The organism is Prauserella halophila (genome assembly GCF_024171895.1).
GTDB classification, from domain to species: Bacteria; Actinomycetota; Actinomycetes; order Mycobacteriales; family Pseudonocardiaceae; genus Prauserella; species Prauserella halophila.
In genome coordinates this window covers 252,892-269,182 of record NZ_JAMTCQ010000009.1, presented here as the reverse complement: position 1 = coordinate 269,182, position 16,291 = coordinate 252,892, and the positions used below count along the sequence as shown (strand labels likewise).

At 70.6% G+C, this 16,291-nt stretch carries 14 protein-coding genes; 4 read left to right on the top strand and 10 right to left on the bottom strand.

Translation table 11 applies throughout. The annotated features are described in order from the left end of the window. The first annotated feature begins 19 nt into the window (after positions 1-19). From moaA to LY41_RS07390, 3 genes are all read left to right on the top strand, one after another. A complete protein-coding gene (gene moaA / locus LY41_RS07400) occupies positions 20-1,150 on the top strand; it encodes a GTP 3',8-cyclase MoaA (protein WP_253863125.1) in 1,131 nt (376 codons plus the stop codon). A gap of 16 nt (positions 1,151-1,166) precedes the next feature. Then, entirely contained in the window at positions 1,167-1,421 is a 255-nt protein-coding gene (locus tag LY41_RS07395; protein WP_253863124.1) for a MoaD/ThiS family protein, read from the top strand. Between the two features lie 1,041 nt (positions 1,422-2,462). After that, positions 2,463-3,128 (top strand): LysM peptidoglycan-binding domain-containing protein, encoded by a 666-nt coding sequence (locus LY41_RS07390; protein WP_253863123.1) that lies wholly within the window; start codon positions 2,463-2,465, stop codon positions 3,126-3,128. Between the two features lie 337 nt (positions 3,129-3,465). Here LY41_RS07390 and LY41_RS07385 read toward each other — a convergent pair whose 3' ends face one another. From LY41_RS07385 to LY41_RS07370, 4 genes are all read right to left on the bottom strand, one after another. Continuing rightward, on the bottom strand, positions 3,466-4,491 hold the full coding sequence (locus LY41_RS07385) for a molybdenum cofactor biosynthesis protein MoaE (RefSeq protein WP_253863122.1): 1,026 nt from the start codon (positions 4,489-4,491) through the stop codon (positions 3,466-3,468). Next, complete coding sequence (moaC, locus tag LY41_RS07380; protein ID WP_308292215.1) at positions 4,488-5,036, bottom strand: cyclic pyranopterin monophosphate synthase MoaC; 549 nt, start codon at positions 5,034-5,036, stop codon at positions 4,488-4,490. The genes LY41_RS07385 and moaC overlap by 4 nt, the downstream gene beginning before the upstream one ends. Before the next feature lie 10 nt (positions 5,037-5,046). Beyond that, on the bottom strand, positions 5,047-6,450 hold the full coding sequence (locus LY41_RS07375) for an NAD-dependent malic enzyme (RefSeq protein ID WP_253863121.1): 1,404 nt from the start codon (positions 6,448-6,450) through the stop codon (positions 5,047-5,049). Positions 6,451-6,596: 146 nt separating this feature from the next. Then, entirely contained in the window at positions 6,597-6,797 is a 201-nt protein-coding gene (locus LY41_RS07370) for a hypothetical protein (RefSeq protein ID WP_253863120.1), read from the bottom strand. A gap of 131 nt (positions 6,798-6,928) precedes the next feature. Here LY41_RS07370 and LY41_RS07365 point away from each other — a divergent pair, with 131 nt between their 5' ends. Further along, on the top strand, positions 6,929-9,166 hold the full coding sequence (locus LY41_RS07365) for a helicase-associated domain-containing protein (RefSeq protein WP_253863119.1): 2,238 nt from the start codon (positions 6,929-6,931) through the stop codon (positions 9,164-9,166). Between the two features lie 38 nt (positions 9,167-9,204). On the opposite strand, the gene LY41_RS07360 is transcribed toward LY41_RS07365, so the two are convergent. The 6 genes from LY41_RS07360 to LY41_RS07335 form a co-directional block, all read right to left on the bottom strand. Beyond that, positions 9,205-9,846 (bottom strand): DUF742 domain-containing protein, encoded by a 642-nt coding sequence (locus LY41_RS07360; RefSeq protein ID WP_253864027.1) that lies wholly within the window; start codon positions 9,844-9,846, stop codon positions 9,205-9,207. Between the two features lie 5 nt (positions 9,847-9,851). Continuing rightward, complete coding sequence (locus LY41_RS07355) at positions 9,852-10,286, bottom strand: roadblock/LC7 domain-containing protein (RefSeq protein ID WP_372493217.1); 435 nt, start codon at positions 10,284-10,286, stop codon at positions 9,852-9,854. Positions 10,287-10,406: 120 nt separating this feature from the next. Then, a complete protein-coding gene (locus LY41_RS07350; protein ID WP_253863117.1) occupies positions 10,407-11,015 on the bottom strand; it encodes a GTP-binding protein in 609 nt (202 codons plus the stop codon). Further along, a complete protein-coding gene (locus LY41_RS07345; RefSeq protein WP_253863116.1) occupies positions 10,996-11,907 on the bottom strand; it encodes a DUF742 domain-containing protein in 912 nt (303 codons plus the stop codon). Before LY41_RS07345 ends, LY41_RS07350 begins: the two co-directional genes overlap by 20 nt. Positions 11,908-11,985: 78 nt before the next feature. Continuing rightward, entirely contained in the window at positions 11,986-12,444 is a 459-nt protein-coding gene (locus LY41_RS07340; protein ID WP_253863115.1) for a roadblock/LC7 domain-containing protein, read from the bottom strand. A gap of 3 nt (positions 12,445-12,447) precedes the next feature. Then, a complete protein-coding gene (locus tag LY41_RS07335; RefSeq protein WP_253863114.1) occupies positions 12,448-15,951 on the bottom strand; it encodes a sensor histidine kinase in 3,504 nt (1,167 codons plus the stop codon). Between the last annotated feature and the right edge of the window lie 340 nt (positions 15,952-16,291).

The following is a 16,291-nucleotide window of genomic DNA, read 5'->3' as shown; positions in this document are numbered from 1 at the left end:
GGCACTAGGCTGAGTGGCAATGGCAGTGGAATCGGCGGCAGGCCACGCGACAGGTCACGACACCGGGAACGGCACGGAGACCGCGGTGAACCTCGGCACCCCCGCGGTGCCCGGCGCGCGTGCCTCCGGCCCAGGTACGGCCACGCCGCGACCGGACAATCCGGCACTGATCGACACGTTCGGCAGGGTCGCCACCGACCTGCGCGTGTCGCTGACCGACAAGTGCAACCTGCGGTGCAGCTACTGCATGCCCGCCGAGGGGCTCGAGTGGATGCCCGGCGAACAGGTCCTCAGCGACGACGAGCTCGTTCGCCTGATGGACATCGCCGTCAGCAGGCTCGGCGTGACCGACATCCGCCTCACCGGCGGGGAACCACTGCTGCGCCCGAACCTCGAAGACCTGGTCGCGAGGATCACCTCGCTCGAACCGCGACCCCGGCTGTCGATGACGACGAACGGCATCGGCTTCGCCAAGCGCGCCGGGGCGTTCGCCGAGGCCGGCCTGAACCGGATCAACGTCTCGCTCGACTCCGTGAACCCGGAGACGTTCGAGCGCATCACCCGCCGCGACCGGCTGCGCCACGTACTCGACGGACTGGCCGCCGCCCGCGACGCCGGCCTCGAACCGGTCAAGATCAACGCCGTGCTCATCCGCGGCGAGAACGACCACGAGGCGACCTCGCTGCTGCGGTTCGCGCTGGATAACGGCTACCACCTGCGATTCATCGAGCAGATGCCGCTCGACGCCCAGCACGGCTGGGACCGGGCGAACATGATCACCGCGACCGAGATCCTCGACCTGCTCTCCACCGAGTTCACGCTCACCCCGAGCCCCGCCGAACGCGGCGGCGCTCCCGCCGAACGCTGGCTCGTCGACGGCGGGCCGGCCGAGGTGGGCGTGATTCCGTCGGTGACGAGGCCGTTCTGCGCCGCCTGTGAACGCACCCGGCTGACCGCCGACGGCGCGGTCCGCTCCTGCCTGTTCAGCACCGACGAGACCGACCTGCGCATGCTGTTGCGCGGCGGTGCGAGCGACGAGGACGTCGCCAACGTCTGGCGCGACACGATGTGGGGCAAACTCGCCGGACACGAGATCAACGACGCCGGATTCGCACAGCCGCTCCGGCCGATGAGTTCGATCGGGGGCTGACCGCGTGCCGGTTGCCGTGACGACAGTGCGCGTGCGGTACTTCGCGTCCGCCCGCGCGGCCGCAGGAGTCGAATCCGAGGCCCTGGAACTGCCCGCCGGTGCCACGGTGGCCGACGCGGTCGCCGCACTGCGCACGCGCCATCCCGGCTCGCTGCCGCGCATCCTCGACGCCGCAAGCTTTCTCGTCGACGGCGTCGCCGTACGCGACACGGAGCGCCCACTGCCGCCCGAGGGCGAGTTCGACGTGCTGCCGCCGTTCGCAGGGGGCTGAATCGCCGGCACGAGCCCGGCACGGCTGAGTTCCGCTGACATCGGCTGCTGCCGGCACTCGGACCGGACCCGCCGAGGCCCGGACAGGTAGGGCTCATACCGTCTTGCAGGCGGCACCACGCGCCTGCAAGGCGAGCGGCTCCGGCGTGCGGTCCCGCAGCCCGGCGATCGCACCGGCGCGGGCTGCCCCGCCGGTCGTCCGGACCTTTCGACAGCGCGAACCGCACAGCTCGACCACCTCACAACTCGAACACTGCGCGCTTCGAACACTGCGCGCTTCAAACACTGCGCGGTTCGGCCACCCCACCGCGCGGACACTAGGCAGTTCGGACGCCAGGCAGTTCGGAAGCCGTTGACTCGTGTGGGCGATTCGTCCGGACCGGAGCCCCTCACGCGACACGGGGCGCAGTGGTCCGGACGACGGACGCACGGCGGCGGACCGGCCCGCAGGTGGCGATCCTGCACCTGTCCGGACCATCACCCCGGACCATCGCCCCATCGGAGTTACCGGCGAGTTCGCCCGGCCGCCACCCGGCCGACCGACTGCGGCAACACGGAGCTGTCCACACTCCTCCAGGACCGCGGGAGGTGTCCGGTTTGCCGGTATACACCGGTGCGAAGTGGACTTCACGAACGGTCCATTCGCGCCGAAACGGCGTGACACAAGCCTCACGAAGAGTGAAAGATCTCGGAACGGAAACGGCCCCATAACGGCGACCTGACCTGCGATGACGACATCATCGCAAAAGGTTGCACGCCGTTACTGTGACCCATGACACATGCTCGAAAATTTCCGATCGGCGTTTTCGTTACGTACCGTCGCATCTCGGTTGGCCCCGACCGACCACGAGCAAGACCGGGATCCGACGCGCCGAACCCAGTCCGCGGATTCCGGAACCGACCCCGAGCGAAAGAACTTCTGGACTGGGACGAGAGGGAACGGACCCGAACGCACGGCACGCGCCGGCATCCCGAAAGCCGGCCGGACTGTTGCGGCCCGCCCTGATCCACGTACGGCGCGGAAGGCGAGACCGAGTCGAAAATGGCTTATCGAGGCAAGCACCGTAAGTCCTCCACCGCTTCGCGCACCATGGCCCGGGTCGCTGTCGCGGGCCTGGCCGTGGGCGCCCCGCTGGCCCTGGCTGCGACCCCCGCGCAGGCTCAGAGCGTGAACTGGGACGCCATCGCCGAGTGCGAGAGTGGCGGCAACTGGAGCATCAACACCGGCAACGGCTACTACGGCGGCCTGCAGTTCTCCCAGAGCACTTGGGAGGCCTACGGCGGCAGCGGCAACCCGGCGAACGCGTCGCGTGCGCAGCAGATCGCCGTCGCCGAGCGCACGCTCGAGGGCCAGGGCATCGGCGCCTGGCCGGTGTGCGGCGCTCAGGCCGGCTCCACCGCCAGCTACCAGGGCAGCAACACCGGGGCAACCGACCCGGCTCCGGCCGAGGAGACCGCCGAGGCCCCGGCCCCGGCCGAGGAATCCGCCCCGGCCGAGGAGTCCGCCCCGGCTCCGAAGTCCGCCCCGGCGCCCGTCGCCAAGTCCAACCCGGACGGCGACTACAAGGTCGAGAAGGGCGACACGCTCACCAAGATCGCCGAGAAGCAGGACGTCAAGGGCGGCTACCAGAAGCTCGTCGAACTGAACGAGGACTTCATCAGCAACCCCGACTACATCGTGGTCGACCAGAAGATCGCCACCGAGTGATCGACTGACTCCGACCGCGCTCCCGAACGGCGCGGATGCCGAGCGGTGTCGGTCACCGACCCCGCTCGGCACGTAGGGCCCCACCGTGTCCCCCGGACGGTGGGGCCCTACGCCTGTCCGGGACCTTATCGACCAACCGGCTTGATGCGAATGTCAGCGGGCGCACTCCCACGGACGGAGCAGTGCCCGGGGCACTCGCACCATTCCGCCCCGCGCCGTCCCGACTCACGGCAGCCGGCCCGCCCGGGCCGGCCGAATCCGAGCCGGGCCACCCTGACCACGGGTGCGCCCCGCCTGCACCGCGATCCCGGCACGGCCTGCGGTCACAGGGCTGCGGTCAGGGGCTGTTGACCCACTCGTCGGTGCCGTCGGTGAACCACTGGTGTTTCCACACCGGCAGCCGCGCCTTGACCTCGTCGACCAGGTCCGAGCAGGTCGCGAACGCCTCACCGCGGTGCTCCGCGGCGACCGCACACGCCAGCGCCACGTCACCGATCTGCAGCGATCCGATGCGATGGCTGACGGCGACCGCCCGTACGCCCGTGCGGCGGTTCGCCACCTCCGTGACGACGTCGGCCACGACCGACGGTGCCGACGGGTGGCCTTCGTAGTACAGGGACGACACGGTGCGACCGCCGTCGTGATCGCGCACCACCCCGCTGAAGGTCACGACCGCCCCCGCCGCATCCTCACCCACCAGCTCGGCGTGGTCGTCGACCGACAGCGGCTCCTCGGTGACGTCGGCCCGCAGAATCCGCACCGCGGCACCGGCTTCCGCTCCCACCGGGTCGCCACCGTGCACCTGCTCACCGCCCGACACCTGCTCACCGCCCGACACCTGCTCACCGCCGTGGACATGATCACTGTCGTGCACATGATCACTGCCCCGCACGTGGTCACCGCCCCGGAGCTGGTCGACGGCGTGGTCCAGCACCGACTCGAGCACGCCGAGCCCGTCTTTCACCCCACCGGTCGATCCGGGCAGGTTCACGATCAGCGTCCGTCCCGCCGCACCGGCGACCCCGCGCGACAGCATCGCCGCGGGCACGGCGTCGGCCCCTGCGGCCCGCACGGCGTCCGCCAGCCCCGGCACCTCGCGATCCAGCACCGCGGCGGTCGCCTCCGGGGTGCGATCGGTCGGTGAGATGCCGGTACCGCCGGTCGTGACGACGACGTCGACGCCGCCGGCGACACAGTCGCGCAGCGCCTGTTCCACCGGATCACCGTCGCCGACGACGATCGGATCGGGCGTCGTGTAACCGTGCGAGGTCAGCCACGCCGCGATCAGCGGGCCGGTCCGGTCCTCGTACACGCCCGTCGACGCCCGGTTCGACGCGACGACGACCCTGGCCTCACGACTCATCGCTCACCGCCCGTGTCCTCGCCGGAACCCTGCCCACCGGAACCCTGCCCACCGGAGCCCTGTTCACCGCGCCGCCACGTCCCGGTCTTGCCGCCGTCCTTCGACTCGAGCCGGACGTCGTCGAGCGTCGCGGCGGGGTCGACGGCTTTGATCATGTCGTGCAGCGCCAGCCCTGCGACCGTGACCGCCGTCAGCGCCTCCATCTCGACACCCGTCCGGTCGCTGGTGCGTGCCATTCCCTCGATGCGCACCGCGGCCTCTTCGAGTTCGAAGCTCACGTCCACCTTCGTCAGCGCGATCTGATGGCACAGCGGAACGAGTTCGGGCGTCTTCTTCGCCCCCATCACGCCCGCGATCCGGGCGGTGGCCAGCGCATCGCCCTTCGGCAGGCCACCTCCCGAGATCAGGTCGACGACCTCCGCGGTCGTGCGCATCCGGCCGCTGGCGACGGCCGTGCGCGCGGTGACGTCCTTGGCGGACACGTCGACCATCCGGGCGTTGCCCGACTCGTCGACGTGGCTGAGTTCCCTCGTTGGCTCGCTCACACCGTCGAGGCTACTTCGCCTGCTTGTCCCCCTGCGCCGGCGCCGCCGCCGACCTGACGGCTTCGGCCACCGCGGGCGCGACGGCGTTGTCGAACACGCTCGGCACGACGAACGACGCGTTGAGGCGGTCGTCGACCACATCGGCGACGGCGTTGGCGGCCGCGAGCAGCATGTCGTCGTCGATGTCGCGAGCGTGGGCATCGAGCAGACCGCGGAACACGCCGGGGAACGCCAGCACGTTGTTGATCTGGTTCGGGTAGTCGCTGCGGCCGGTCGCGACGACGGCGGCCTGCTGCTGCGCCTCGATCGGGTCGATCTCCGGGTCCGGGTTGGCGAGCGCGAACACCACGGGGTCGTCGTTCATCGTGGCGACCTGCTCTGCTCCGAACAGGTTCGGAGCAGACACCCCGATGAACACGTCGGCACCCGCGAGGGCCTCGTGCAGGGTTCCGGTCATGCCGTCGGCGTTGGTGTGCTCGGCGACCCACTGCAGGTTGGGGTCCATGTTCTCGCGTCCGGTGTGGACGACGCCGTCGATGTCGACCGCGATCACGTCGGCCGGGTTACGGCGCAGCAGGAGCCGGATGATCGCCGATCCGGCCGCCCCGACGCCGCTCACGACGACGCGGCAGTTCTCGATGCCCTTGTCGACCACACGCAGGGCGTTGCGCAGCGCAGCCATCACGACGATGGCGGTGCCGTGCTGATCGTCGTGGAAGACGGGAATGTCGAGCTGTTCGCGCAGCCGCGCCTCGATCTCGAAGCAGCGCGGCGCGGCGATGTCCTCGAGGTTGATGCCGGCGTAGACCGGCGCGAGCGCGCGCACGGTGCGGATGATCTCCTCGGTGTCCTGCGTGTCCAGGCACACCGGCCACGCGTCGACACCTGCGAACTTCTTGAACAGCGCCGCCTTGCCTTCCATGACGGGAAGTGCGGCGCCGGGGCCGATGTTGCCCAGCCCGAGGACGGCCGAACCGTCGGTGACGACGGCGACGGAGTTGCGCTTGATCGTCAGCCTGCGCGCGTCCTCGGGATTGGCCGCGATCGCCTGGCAGACCCGGGCGACACCCGGCGTGTAGGCGCGGGAGAGATCGTCACGGTTCTTCAACGCGACCTTGGGGCTGACCTCGAGCTTGCCGCCGAGGTGCATGAGGAACGTGCGGTCGGAGACCTTCCGCACTTCGACGCCGGGCAGCGCGTTGAGCGCACCGGTGATGTCCTCGGCGTGGTCGGTGGAGGACACGTTGGCCGTGATGTCGACGACGATGGCGTCGGCGTCCGATCCGACGACGTCGAACGCCGTCAGCACGCCGCCGACCTTGCCCACGGCGGTCGTGAGGTCCCCGGCCGCGCTGGCCGACGGCGGCGCGTCGACTCGAACGGTGATCGAATAACCCGGGCCGGGAACCGGCATGTCGCTACCCCCGTGTCGTCAGGGAACCTGCATGATTCGCCCGTCAACACTAGCCGGGCGCCGCGCGCCACCGGCCCCCGACCGGGTGACCGGTCAGTAACTTCACGCCGGCTTCTCGCCGCTCACCGGCGGCGCGGCAACCGGGGTCAGGACCGCTTGTTGATCTCGGTGTGCGGGTGGTCGTACGGCACCGTGTCGAGCGGGAACGACACGTCCCCGAAAGGCGACAGCGCGCCCTGCCGATCGGCGGCGAGTTCCGACACGGGGTGACCGTCGTCCGCCTCCGGCCATTCCGGGTCGATCCGGTGGTCGTTCCGCTCGCTGGCCTTGGCCACGTCGTCCTCCATCACCTCGGTCCGCGAATGCGCCCGCCCGCGGACACTGCCTGCGCCTGTCGAGTCTGCGCATGTCAAGTCTGCGCCTGTCGAGTCCAGCACAGTGTGCCCGATGCCGGAACCCGGGAGATATCCTGGTCACGATGCCCGCCCTCGCTCTCGCGGACTGGTTGCGCTCGCTTCCGGACGACCGAATGGCCTCGTTGCTGCGCGCTCGCCGGGACCTGGCGACGCCACCGCCGTCCGATTCGACCGTCCTCGCGACCCGGGCAGGCACCCCGGGATCGATCGCCAGGGCCTGTGAACAGCTCGACTCGGCGACGCTGTCCACCTACGAGGGACTCGTCGTGGCGGGCGCCGACACCGAACCGGTCACGCCGCAGCGGCTGGCCGAGCTGCTGGGCGACGAGCCCGCGCCTGCCGGCCTGTTCGAGCTGGCGCTGGCGTGGGACGACCCCGATTCCGGCGAGATCCAGATCCCACCGGGCGCCAGGGAGACGTTCGGCCCGTTTCCCGCAGGCCTCGGCGACTCGGTGCCGTCACTTGCCGGCACCGAGCCCGACGCGCTCGACCTCGGCGAGGACGAACGTGCGCTGCTGCAGAAGCTGTCGGCGGGCCCGCCGATCGGCCGCACGCGCGACGCCGCGGCCGACGTGCCGTGGGAACTCGCCGAGACACCCGTACAAAAGCTGCTCGCACGCGGGCTGTTGATCCGGCGGGACGAGGCGACCGTCGAGTTGCCCCGCGAACTCGGGCTGAGGCTGCGCGGCGGCGCGATCCACCGGCCCGGCGAACTCGCCGAACCGGAGCTGCCCGTCCATCCGCACGGACAGTCCACTGTGGATGAGGCGGGCGCGGGCGAGGCGATGGAACTGCTGCGCCATGCCGAGTCGCTGTTGCGCACCTGGTCCGACACCCCGTCGCCGGTGCTGAAGTCGGGCGGGCTCGGCGTGCGCGAGGTCAAACGGCTGGCCCGCGAGATCGACGTCGACGAAACCCGGCTGGCTCTGCTCGCCGAGGTCGTCGCCGGTGCCGGCCTCGTGGCGGCCAGTGACGACGCCACGCCCGAATGGGTGCCGACCACGCTGACCGATTCGTGGTTGTCGTCGCCGTCCGCGATCCGGTGGATGACGCTGGCGCAGGCGTGGCTCGAGCTGCCGCGCCTGCCGGGACTGGCCGGGCAGCGCGACGAGAAGGACAAGGCGCTCGCGGCGTTGTCCGAGGAACTGCGCAGGCCGAACGCGCCGATGCTGCGCAGACGGGTCCTGTCGACTCTGTCCGGCCTCCCGGGCGGCGCGGGCGTGAAGAGTGTCGACGAGCTCGTCGCCCACCTCGCGTGGCACGCACCGCGCAAGGGCGGACGGCTGCGCGACGACATCGCGCGCGCGACGATGTCCGAGGGCGCGGCGCTCGGCATGGTGGCGCTCGGCGCGATCACCGCTGCCGCGTCGGCCCTGCTCGAGGACGACCCGCACAACGCGGCGAGCGCCATGGCCGACGCCATGCCCACGCCCGTCGGGGAGGTGCTCGTGCAGGCCGACCTGACCGTTGTGGCGCCGGGCCCGCTCGAGGCCGACCTGGCCACGGAGGTCACCGCGGTCGCCGACGTCGAATCCGCAGGCCACGCAACGGTCTATCGCGTCACCGAGGCGTCGGTGCGGCGAGCGCTCGACACCGGCCGCACCGCCGACGACCTGCACGAACTGTTCCGTACCCGCTCGGCGACACCCGTTCCGCAGGGCCTCACGTACCTGATCGACGACGTGGCCCGCCGCCACGGCCGGCTCCGCGGCGGCGCGGCGGCCTCGTTCCTGCGCTGCGACGACGAGGTGCTCATCGCCGAGGTGATGGCGCATTCGGTGGGCAGCGACTACGCGTTGCGCAAGATCGCACCGACCGTGCTCGTCAGCCCGCATCCGCTGGCCGAACTACTCGATGCGCTGCGCGGTGCCGGGTTCACGCCCGCCGCGGAGGGGCCCGACGGCCGCATCCTCGACCTGCGCCCGAGTGGACGGCGGATTCCGGCCCGGAACAGGCCCACCCAGCGGTCCAGCCATGCACCGGCGCCGATCAGCGAGGAACAGGTCTCGGCCGTGCTGGCACACGTCCGTGCGGGCGACCGCGCGGCCACGACCCGGCGCGGCACCACCGTCCGCCTGCCCGCGGGCGGCGGCGGGGCGGACACGTCGGCGACGATGGCCCTGCTCTCCCAGGCCACGCGCGAACAGCGCGAGGTGTGGATCGGGTTCGTCGATTCCCACGGCACCGCCACCCAGCGCATCGTCACCCCCGTCCGCGTCGGCAGCGGCATCCTCGAGGGTTCCGACAACGAACGCTACCCACTGCACCGCATCACGTCGGCCGCCCTCGTCGAAGCCTGAACGCACAACACGCGGGTCTGAGCGCAGGGCACGTGGGGTTACAGCGACTTGAGGCCTTCCAGGATGCGTTCCATGAACGCCTGCGAAGAGCGATCGCCGGTCACCATGCCGGGTCGCTGGATCGACACCGCGCCTGCGTCGGCCAGGTCGGACACGATCACCTTCACCACGCCCAGTGGCAGGCGTGCGTACGCGGCGATCTCGGCGATCGACTTGACCTCCTCCGCACACAGGTCGCAGATGAATCGCTGCATCGTCGAGGCCACCGCTCCGGACGCGATCGCACCCGCCACGTCGTAGGCCGAGACCAGCGATTCGAGTTGCAGGTCGGTCGCGGGCGCGACCCGGCCGCCCGTGCGTGCGTACGGCCGCACCAGCGACCGGTGCAGCCGCTGCGGCCCGGCCTGCTCCGCAGCCCCGCCACGCGCGGTTCCATCCTGCGAGCCGCCCTGCGAAGCGGGCGGGAAGGACGGTGACGACGAGCTGCGGCGCGGCGTGGGCGGCCGCGGTTCCCTGGCCGGCTGTTCCGAGGGAGGTTGTCCGGTCGGCCATCCGGGCGAGGATCGCCCGGACCGCGGCTGCCGTGGCAGGCTGCCGAGGTCGAAGCGGTCCGGGGAGTCGTGCTCCGGTCCCCAGCTCTGGTACAGCGCGTCCCCGTCCGAGGGGTCCCACTCGTGCATCGGCGTCACCGGTCCTCACCACCGCTGCGCAACAGGAGACCACCGTCCCGGCCGAGCCGGTCCGTGAGCACGGCCATCTCGTAGGCGAGCACGCCGATATCGGTCGACGGGGACGCCAATGCCGCGAGGCACGACCCTTCACCGACCGACATGAGGAACAGATAACCGCGGTCCATTTCGACCACAGTCTGATTGACGCCGCCGCCGTTGAACGACTCCGCCGCGCCGTGTGTGAGCGAGACCAAGCCCGATGCGACCGCCGACAGCTGATCGGCCCGGTCCCGGGGCAGCCCGGCCGAGGCCGCCACCAGCGTCCCGTCCGCGGACACGACGACCGCGTGGGCGGCACCGGAGACCCGACGCACGAAGTCGGTGAGGAAGCCGCCGACGTCGCCGCGGGTTCCGGGATCGGTCACTGCCCCTCCTTCGCACGCGCACATCGGCACGGGCGTCAGAGTATTAGGCGCCCGCACCGCACTCGACCTCGAGGCCCACAGCCGCACGCGGTTTCACCTGAGCGGCGGCACCCGGCGGAGCGGTCCGGACCGCAGGCCGCTCCGTCACCCCGCTTGGAGAGCGGAGTCGTGGGTGATGGCGTGCTGCACAACCGAGATCAGCACCTGTTTGGCCGAGTCCCGCTGCCGGGCGTCGCAGGCCATGATCGGCACCGAAGGGGAGATCGTCAGCGCGTGCCGTACGTCCTCGATCGAGTGATGCAGCAGCCGGTCGAAGCAGTTGATGGCCACGATGTACGGCAGCTTGCGGTTCTCGAAGAAGTCGATGGACGGGAACGCGTCGGCCAACCGCCGCGTGTCGACCAGCACGACCGCGCCGATGGCACCCTTCGCCAGGTCGTCCCACATGAACCAGAACCGATGCTGACCCGGCGTGCCGAAGACGTACATCACGAGGTCGGAGTCGAGCGAGATCCGGCCGAAGTCCATGGCGACCGTCGTGGTCGCCTTCTGCGGCGTCGCGGACAGGTCGTCCACGGACACGCTCGCCTCGGTCATCGACGCCTCGGTCGTCAGCGGGTCGATCTCCGACACCGCACCGACCAGGGTCGTCTTCCCGACACCGAAACCACCCGCGACCACGATCTTCGTCGAGGACGTCGGTCCTCCAGCGGCAGGCGCAGGTGTGTCGGAATCAAATTCGCCGAAGGCCACTGAGAACCCTTTCCATGAATTCGATACTGGGCCGGTCGCCCACCATGGTGTTCGTGTTCGGGGAGTGCACCAGCACCAGCCCGAGACCGGCAACGTCACCAACCAGAACCCGCACCACACCGAGCGGCATCTTCAGCAGGGCGGCCACCTCGGCGACCGACCTGGTGTCGAGGCAGAGCCCGCAGATGTGCTTGTGTTCCGGTACCCGCACCCCGTCGAGCCGCCTGCCCCGTTCCGACGTCGAGATCAGCGTCTCGACCGCCAGGTCCTGGCTCGGCCGGGTGCGTCCTTTCGTACGAAAGTAGGGTCGGACCAGCCCCGAACTCTCGGACGGTGTTTCCTCGGGCACCGGTCCGGAACCTCCCAGATCGATCCGCTGCGGTCCGAACGTGTCACCCGACGACTGGCGGGGTACGGGCGACGGGCGGAAGCCGTCGTCGACCGGCGGGAACCGGCCGGTGCCGAAGCCACCGGTACGGAACTCGCCCGTGTCGTAACCGTCGCGGCCGAACTCGTCGTCGTAGCGGTCGACGTCACGGGCGCCCTCGTTCGAACCTCTCGGCGAGTTCTCCGCGTACGGAACGTGATAGCCGCTGCTGAAATCCGGGTCCTCGCGTTCGGGCCTGCCACTGCGGGGCGGCACCTCGTGCGAGCCGTACAGCTCGGAACCGGGACCGCCCATCAGGCGTTCCCGGTATTCGGACACGCTGAAGTCGGCGGGGTCGTCCGGCTCTTCGTCGGACTGGTACAGCCAGTCGCTCTCGCGGTCCACCCGTTTGCTGGGCCTGATCGGCCGCCACGCCTCGTCGGCGCGACCGTCCTGCTCGTCCGCCGGGCCGGGGTCGGGTGCCCGGTCCGGTCGTCGATCACCTCGTGAGTGCCCGGAATCCACGGCGGCTCCTCAGTGTGTGCTCACTGTCGGTGGATACATCATCGACAACCTCGCGCCAAAATCCTCGTGACGGTGAGCTCACCGGCCGGTGCTGCCCTGCAGTTGCGCGCGCAGTTCCGGGGTCATCTGCTGGCCGACCCGGTCGACCAGCAGTGTCATCTCGTACACGACCAGGCCGATGTCGCTGTCCGGGGCGCCGAGCACGGCGAGACACGAGCCGTCGGAGACCGACATCAGGAACAGGAAGCCGTTGGCCATCTCGACGACGGTCTGGGCCACCGGACCGCCTTCGAAGACCTGGGCGGCGCCGCGGGCGAGCGAGGTCAGCCCCGACGCCACCGCGGCCAGCTGATCGGCCCGGTCCTTCGGCAGGCCCTTCGAGGAAGCCAGCAGCAACCCGTCCGCGGATACGACCACGGAATGTGCGACCCCGGGGACCCGGTGCACGAAGTCCGTGATCAGCCAGGCAAAGCTCCCGGCCTGGCCGGAATTGCCCTGCCGGGGCGTACCCGGCTGCATCGAACCAGTGCGTGTCAACTCTTACTCCTTCGCCCCGTGAACGCCGTTGCCGGTCGAACCGTTCGACTCGGCTTCGAACTGTGTGCCTGCTTGATCCGGTTGTTCTTGCAGTGCGTGCCTGCCGCTGGTGAATCCACGCTGAAACGAGGCCATGCGGGTGCGCGCAGCCTCGGCCGAACGCGACACCGCGGGCTTCTCCGCCGCAGGAGCGGCCGCTGCCGGTGCGGAGGCCGCCGGCGCGGAGGCCGCGGGCTCCGATGCCGCAGGCTCCGATGCCGCCGGATCGGCGAACGTCTCGGTGCCTGCCTGCGCGGCGCCGGCAGCGGGCGAGTCACCCGCCTCGGTGACCGAGCCCGGTACGAGATACGCGTTCGGCACCCGTTTCGGCAGGCCCGCCGTCGTGATCTCCTCGCCCTTCGGTTCGAGCAACGACTGCGCCGCTTCCCAACCGGTGTCCGACACGCTCCGCCAGTCCTCCTGTACTCCTCCGGCGGAGGCGCCACCGGGAGAAGCGCCCGCACGCGCGGTGCCTGCGTCCGCGACGTCGCTGGCCTGGTCGCCGGCCCCTGCCTCCGGCTCCTCTTCTTCCTCGCTGAACCACCGCGACAGCACCGACTGGTAGATCGGCAGTCGCTTGGTCGGCGCCTCTTCTTCGAGCGCGGCGCCTCCGGTTCCGGACTGCGCCGCATCCGCTCCGTGCGCGGCATCCGGCTCGTGCGCCGCAGCGGTACCCGTGGCACCCGCGGCAGCTGCGGTCCGGTTACCGGCCGCCCGGTGCGACGGCCCGGGACCCGCCGCCGTTTCCGGCGCCACGTAGCGCGGCTCCCGCTTCGGCAGCGCGAATGGATCGTCCTCCGGCACCGAACCGGCACCGGAGCGGCCGTCGCCCGTCGCAGTCGGCCCACCGGTGCCGGCGGTGCCGACACCCGTGCCGTTACCGGCGGTGTTGCCACCGGCAGGCTGCGGCGGCTGGGCGGGCTGCGACGGCGCGGGCTGGGCGGGCTGCGACGGCGCCGACTTCGCGGACCCGGTCGTCTCCCCGGGGGTGCGCTTCGGCAGCGAGTCCGGTTCCCGCTCGGCGGGGCTCACGAACGGACCCGCGGCCTTGTTCGGCCCGCCGACCAGGTCGTCGAGGCTGATCGGCTGGTCGAGCGGTGTCAGCCCGGGCTGGTCGTCCTCGGGGCCACCTCCCGCAGGACCGGACGCCGCGGGCATGACGGTCGTCGCCGAGTCGCCGCCGACCGGGGTCCCCGACAGGTAGTCGAGTTCCGAGGCGTCCTCCGGGACGTCTTCCGCGCTCGGCCACGGCGAGTCGTCGAGCGGCGGTGCCGGTTCGAACGCGCTGGCCGGCTGCGCAGCGGGGTTGTCGGCCACGACCTCGCCGACACCGTCGGCGTCGTCGAGCCGCCGCATGGGCAGCTCCGCCGCGGCCGGAACGCCCGCGTACGAGCCGTTGTGCTGACCGCCCATCGCGGGGGTCATGCCCTGCGGGCCACCGGGCGCGTCGGTGAGCAGTTCACGCGGCACGACGACCCGGGCGACCACGCCGCCCTCGATGTCCTCGTTCTCCCGAAGCCGCACGTCGATGCCGTGCCGCTGGGCCAGGCGTGCGACCACGTACAGGCCCATCCGCCGGGTCACCGACACGTCCAGGTCCGGCGGGTCGGCCAGCCGTTCGTTGGCCTCGGCGAACTGGTCCTCGTCCATACCGACACCGCGGTCGGTGATCTGGATGGCGAGCGAACGTTTGCGCGTCACCGCGGCCCGCACGCTGATCCTGGTGTCGGGCTCGGAGAAGTAGGTCGCGTTGTCGAGCAGTTCGGCGAGCAGGTGCACCAGGTCGTTGACGGCGCGGCCGTGTACCGCGGCGTCCGGAACGCTGCCGACCTCGACGCGGGCGTACTGCTCGATCTCCGACACCGAGGCGCCGACGACGTCGGCCGCGGCCACCGGCTTCGCCATGGACTTCGACAGGCCGGCGCCGGAGAGCACCAGCAGGCTCTCGCCGTTACGGCGGAGCCGGGTCGCGAGGTGGTCGAGTTCGAACAGGTGCGCCAGCTGGTCGGGGTCCTGCTCGTCGGACTCGAGCCTGTCGATCACGCCGAGCTGACGTTCCACCAGCCGCTGGCTCCGCCGCGAGAGGTTGACGAAGATGCCGTTGACGTTCTCGCGCAGCAGCGCCTGTTCGGCGGCCATGCGCACGGCACGTTCGTGCACCACGTCGAACGACCGGGCGACTTCGCCGATCTCCTCCTTGGTCTCCACCGGCACCGGGCTGATGCCCTTGCGGGACGCCTCCATCGGGTTCGGGTCGGCCAGGATGCGGCGAACGGTCTCCGGCAGCCGGACGTAGGCCACTTCCAGCGCGTTCTCCCGCAACGTCCGCAGCGGCGCCAGCATCGAGCGCGAGACCCAGAGCATCAGGGCCAGCGCGGCCACCAGCGCAAGGGCCACGATGACGGCGTCACGCCAGGCACCGAACGTCGCGTCCTCGGCGAGGCCGGCCGACTGCTGTTCCAGCTCGCTCAGCAGGCCGGACTCGGCCTCTCGGTAGTTGTCGCGGGTGACCGCGAGGTCGCCCACGAACTGCTGCTGGTTGATCTGCGGCGGCTCGTCGTTGCCGACGCGCGCGAATGCCTGGTCGCGCTGCATCTGCCTGCGGTCGATCTCCGTGCCGGAGACGGTGTCGATGAAGTACTGCCGCTGCGCCAGCGAGGCATAGGCGTTGAAGTCCTCGGACGCCGACTCGCCACTGGCCATGGCGTCCTTGGCGTCCTCGACCATGTACTGCGGGAAGTCGTTCCGCTGCGCCGCGAGCGAGACGATCGCGCCTTCGAGCGAGATGTATTCCTTGGCCTCCGACAGCGCGTGGATCGCGTTGCTGTCGCGGAGCAGGTCGCGGTCGTTGATCGCGGTCGTGACCTCACGGTCCAGTTGGACCAGGCCGGTGATGAGCAGCGTGTACTGGTCGAGCAACGTGCGCGGGGTCATCGCGCCCTCGGTGACCGCCTGCCGCATCGAGTCGAGCACACCCAGCCGGTTCACCCCGGCGTCGTAGCGCGCCTGCATGGCGGGATCGTCGACGGACAGCTCCGCCGCCAGGTCGTTCAGCCGCCCCACTGCGGTGTCGACCTGTTCCACCTGGGCGGTGAAGAGGTCCGCGCGTTCGGTGTTTCCCGCGGGGGCGCCGAGCTTGAGCACGGCGAGCTCACGTTCGATCTGGAGTTGATGGACGACGTCACTGATCTGGTCGGCGAGCTGCACCTGATCCGCGGTCTGCCGTAGCTGATTCGCCCGGTCCAGGGAGTCGTACACCCGCATGCCGGCGAGCACGAGCGCGGTGATCGTGGGAATGATCAGAATCAGCGCGAGTTTGGACCGCAGCCGCCAGTTGCGGAGACCGCGTCCGCCGCTGCCGCCGCTGCTTGCGGCCGACGGGGAGGCAGTCGCCTCGGCGGCCGGGTCGTCCGGACCGTCGCCGCCGGCCCGCCCTTCCTCCGCCTTCTCGTCGAGCACTACGAGCACACTCCCAAAGTTCGAGCCCTACGGCTCCTGCCGATTTGCCGTCCCGACCGGGACCTGCCGCCCGGAGGGCCCGATGCACCAGCGACGGATGCACCAGCGACGGCGGTGGCGACCGACCGCCGGGCCGGCACCTCCCACTCCGGCATCGACGCGGTACACCCGCTCAGTAACCACGTCTCCCGGATGAATGCCGCATCTCGACTCCAAGCACCGCGTCCCCGTCAACGGTTCGTCCGTCGCGACATCCCGATCCTCGTTGTCGACCGACACTCAGTTCAGTGAACGTGCAACCCGATTCCCGAGTAGGCAGAGGCAGACAGTAGCGAACGACCTGTTGGCA

Bases quoted from the DNA above. Each gene is read 5' to 3' on its own strand.
- moaA (WP_253863125.1), top strand. From the start codon at position 20: ATGGCAGTGGAATCGGCGGCAGGCCACGCGACAGGTCACGACACCGGG.
- LY41_RS07390 (WP_253863123.1), top strand. From the start codon at position 2,463: ATGGCTTATCGAGGCAAGCACCGTAAGTCCTCCACCGCTTCGCGCACC.
- LY41_RS07385 (WP_253863122.1), bottom strand. From the start codon at position 4,491: ATGAGTCGTGAGGCCAGGGTCGTCGTCGCGTCGAACCGGGCGTCGACG.
- LY41_RS07375 (WP_253863121.1), bottom strand. From the start codon at position 6,450: ATGCCGGTTCCCGGCCCGGGTTATTCGATCACCGTTCGAGTCGACGCG.
- LY41_RS07370 (WP_253863120.1), bottom strand. From the start codon at position 6,797: ATGGAGGACGACGTGGCCAAGGCCAGCGAGCGGAACGACCACCGGATC.
- LY41_RS07365 (WP_253863119.1), top strand. From the start codon at position 6,929: ATGCCCGCCCTCGCTCTCGCGGACTGGTTGCGCTCGCTTCCGGACGAC.
- LY41_RS07360 (WP_253864027.1), bottom strand. From the start codon at position 9,846: ATGCACGAGTGGGACCCCTCGGACGGGGACGCGCTGTACCAGAGCTGG.
- LY41_RS07355 (WP_372493217.1), bottom strand. From the start codon at position 10,286: ATGTGCGCGTGCGAAGGAGGGGCAGTGACCGATCCCGGAACCCGCGGC.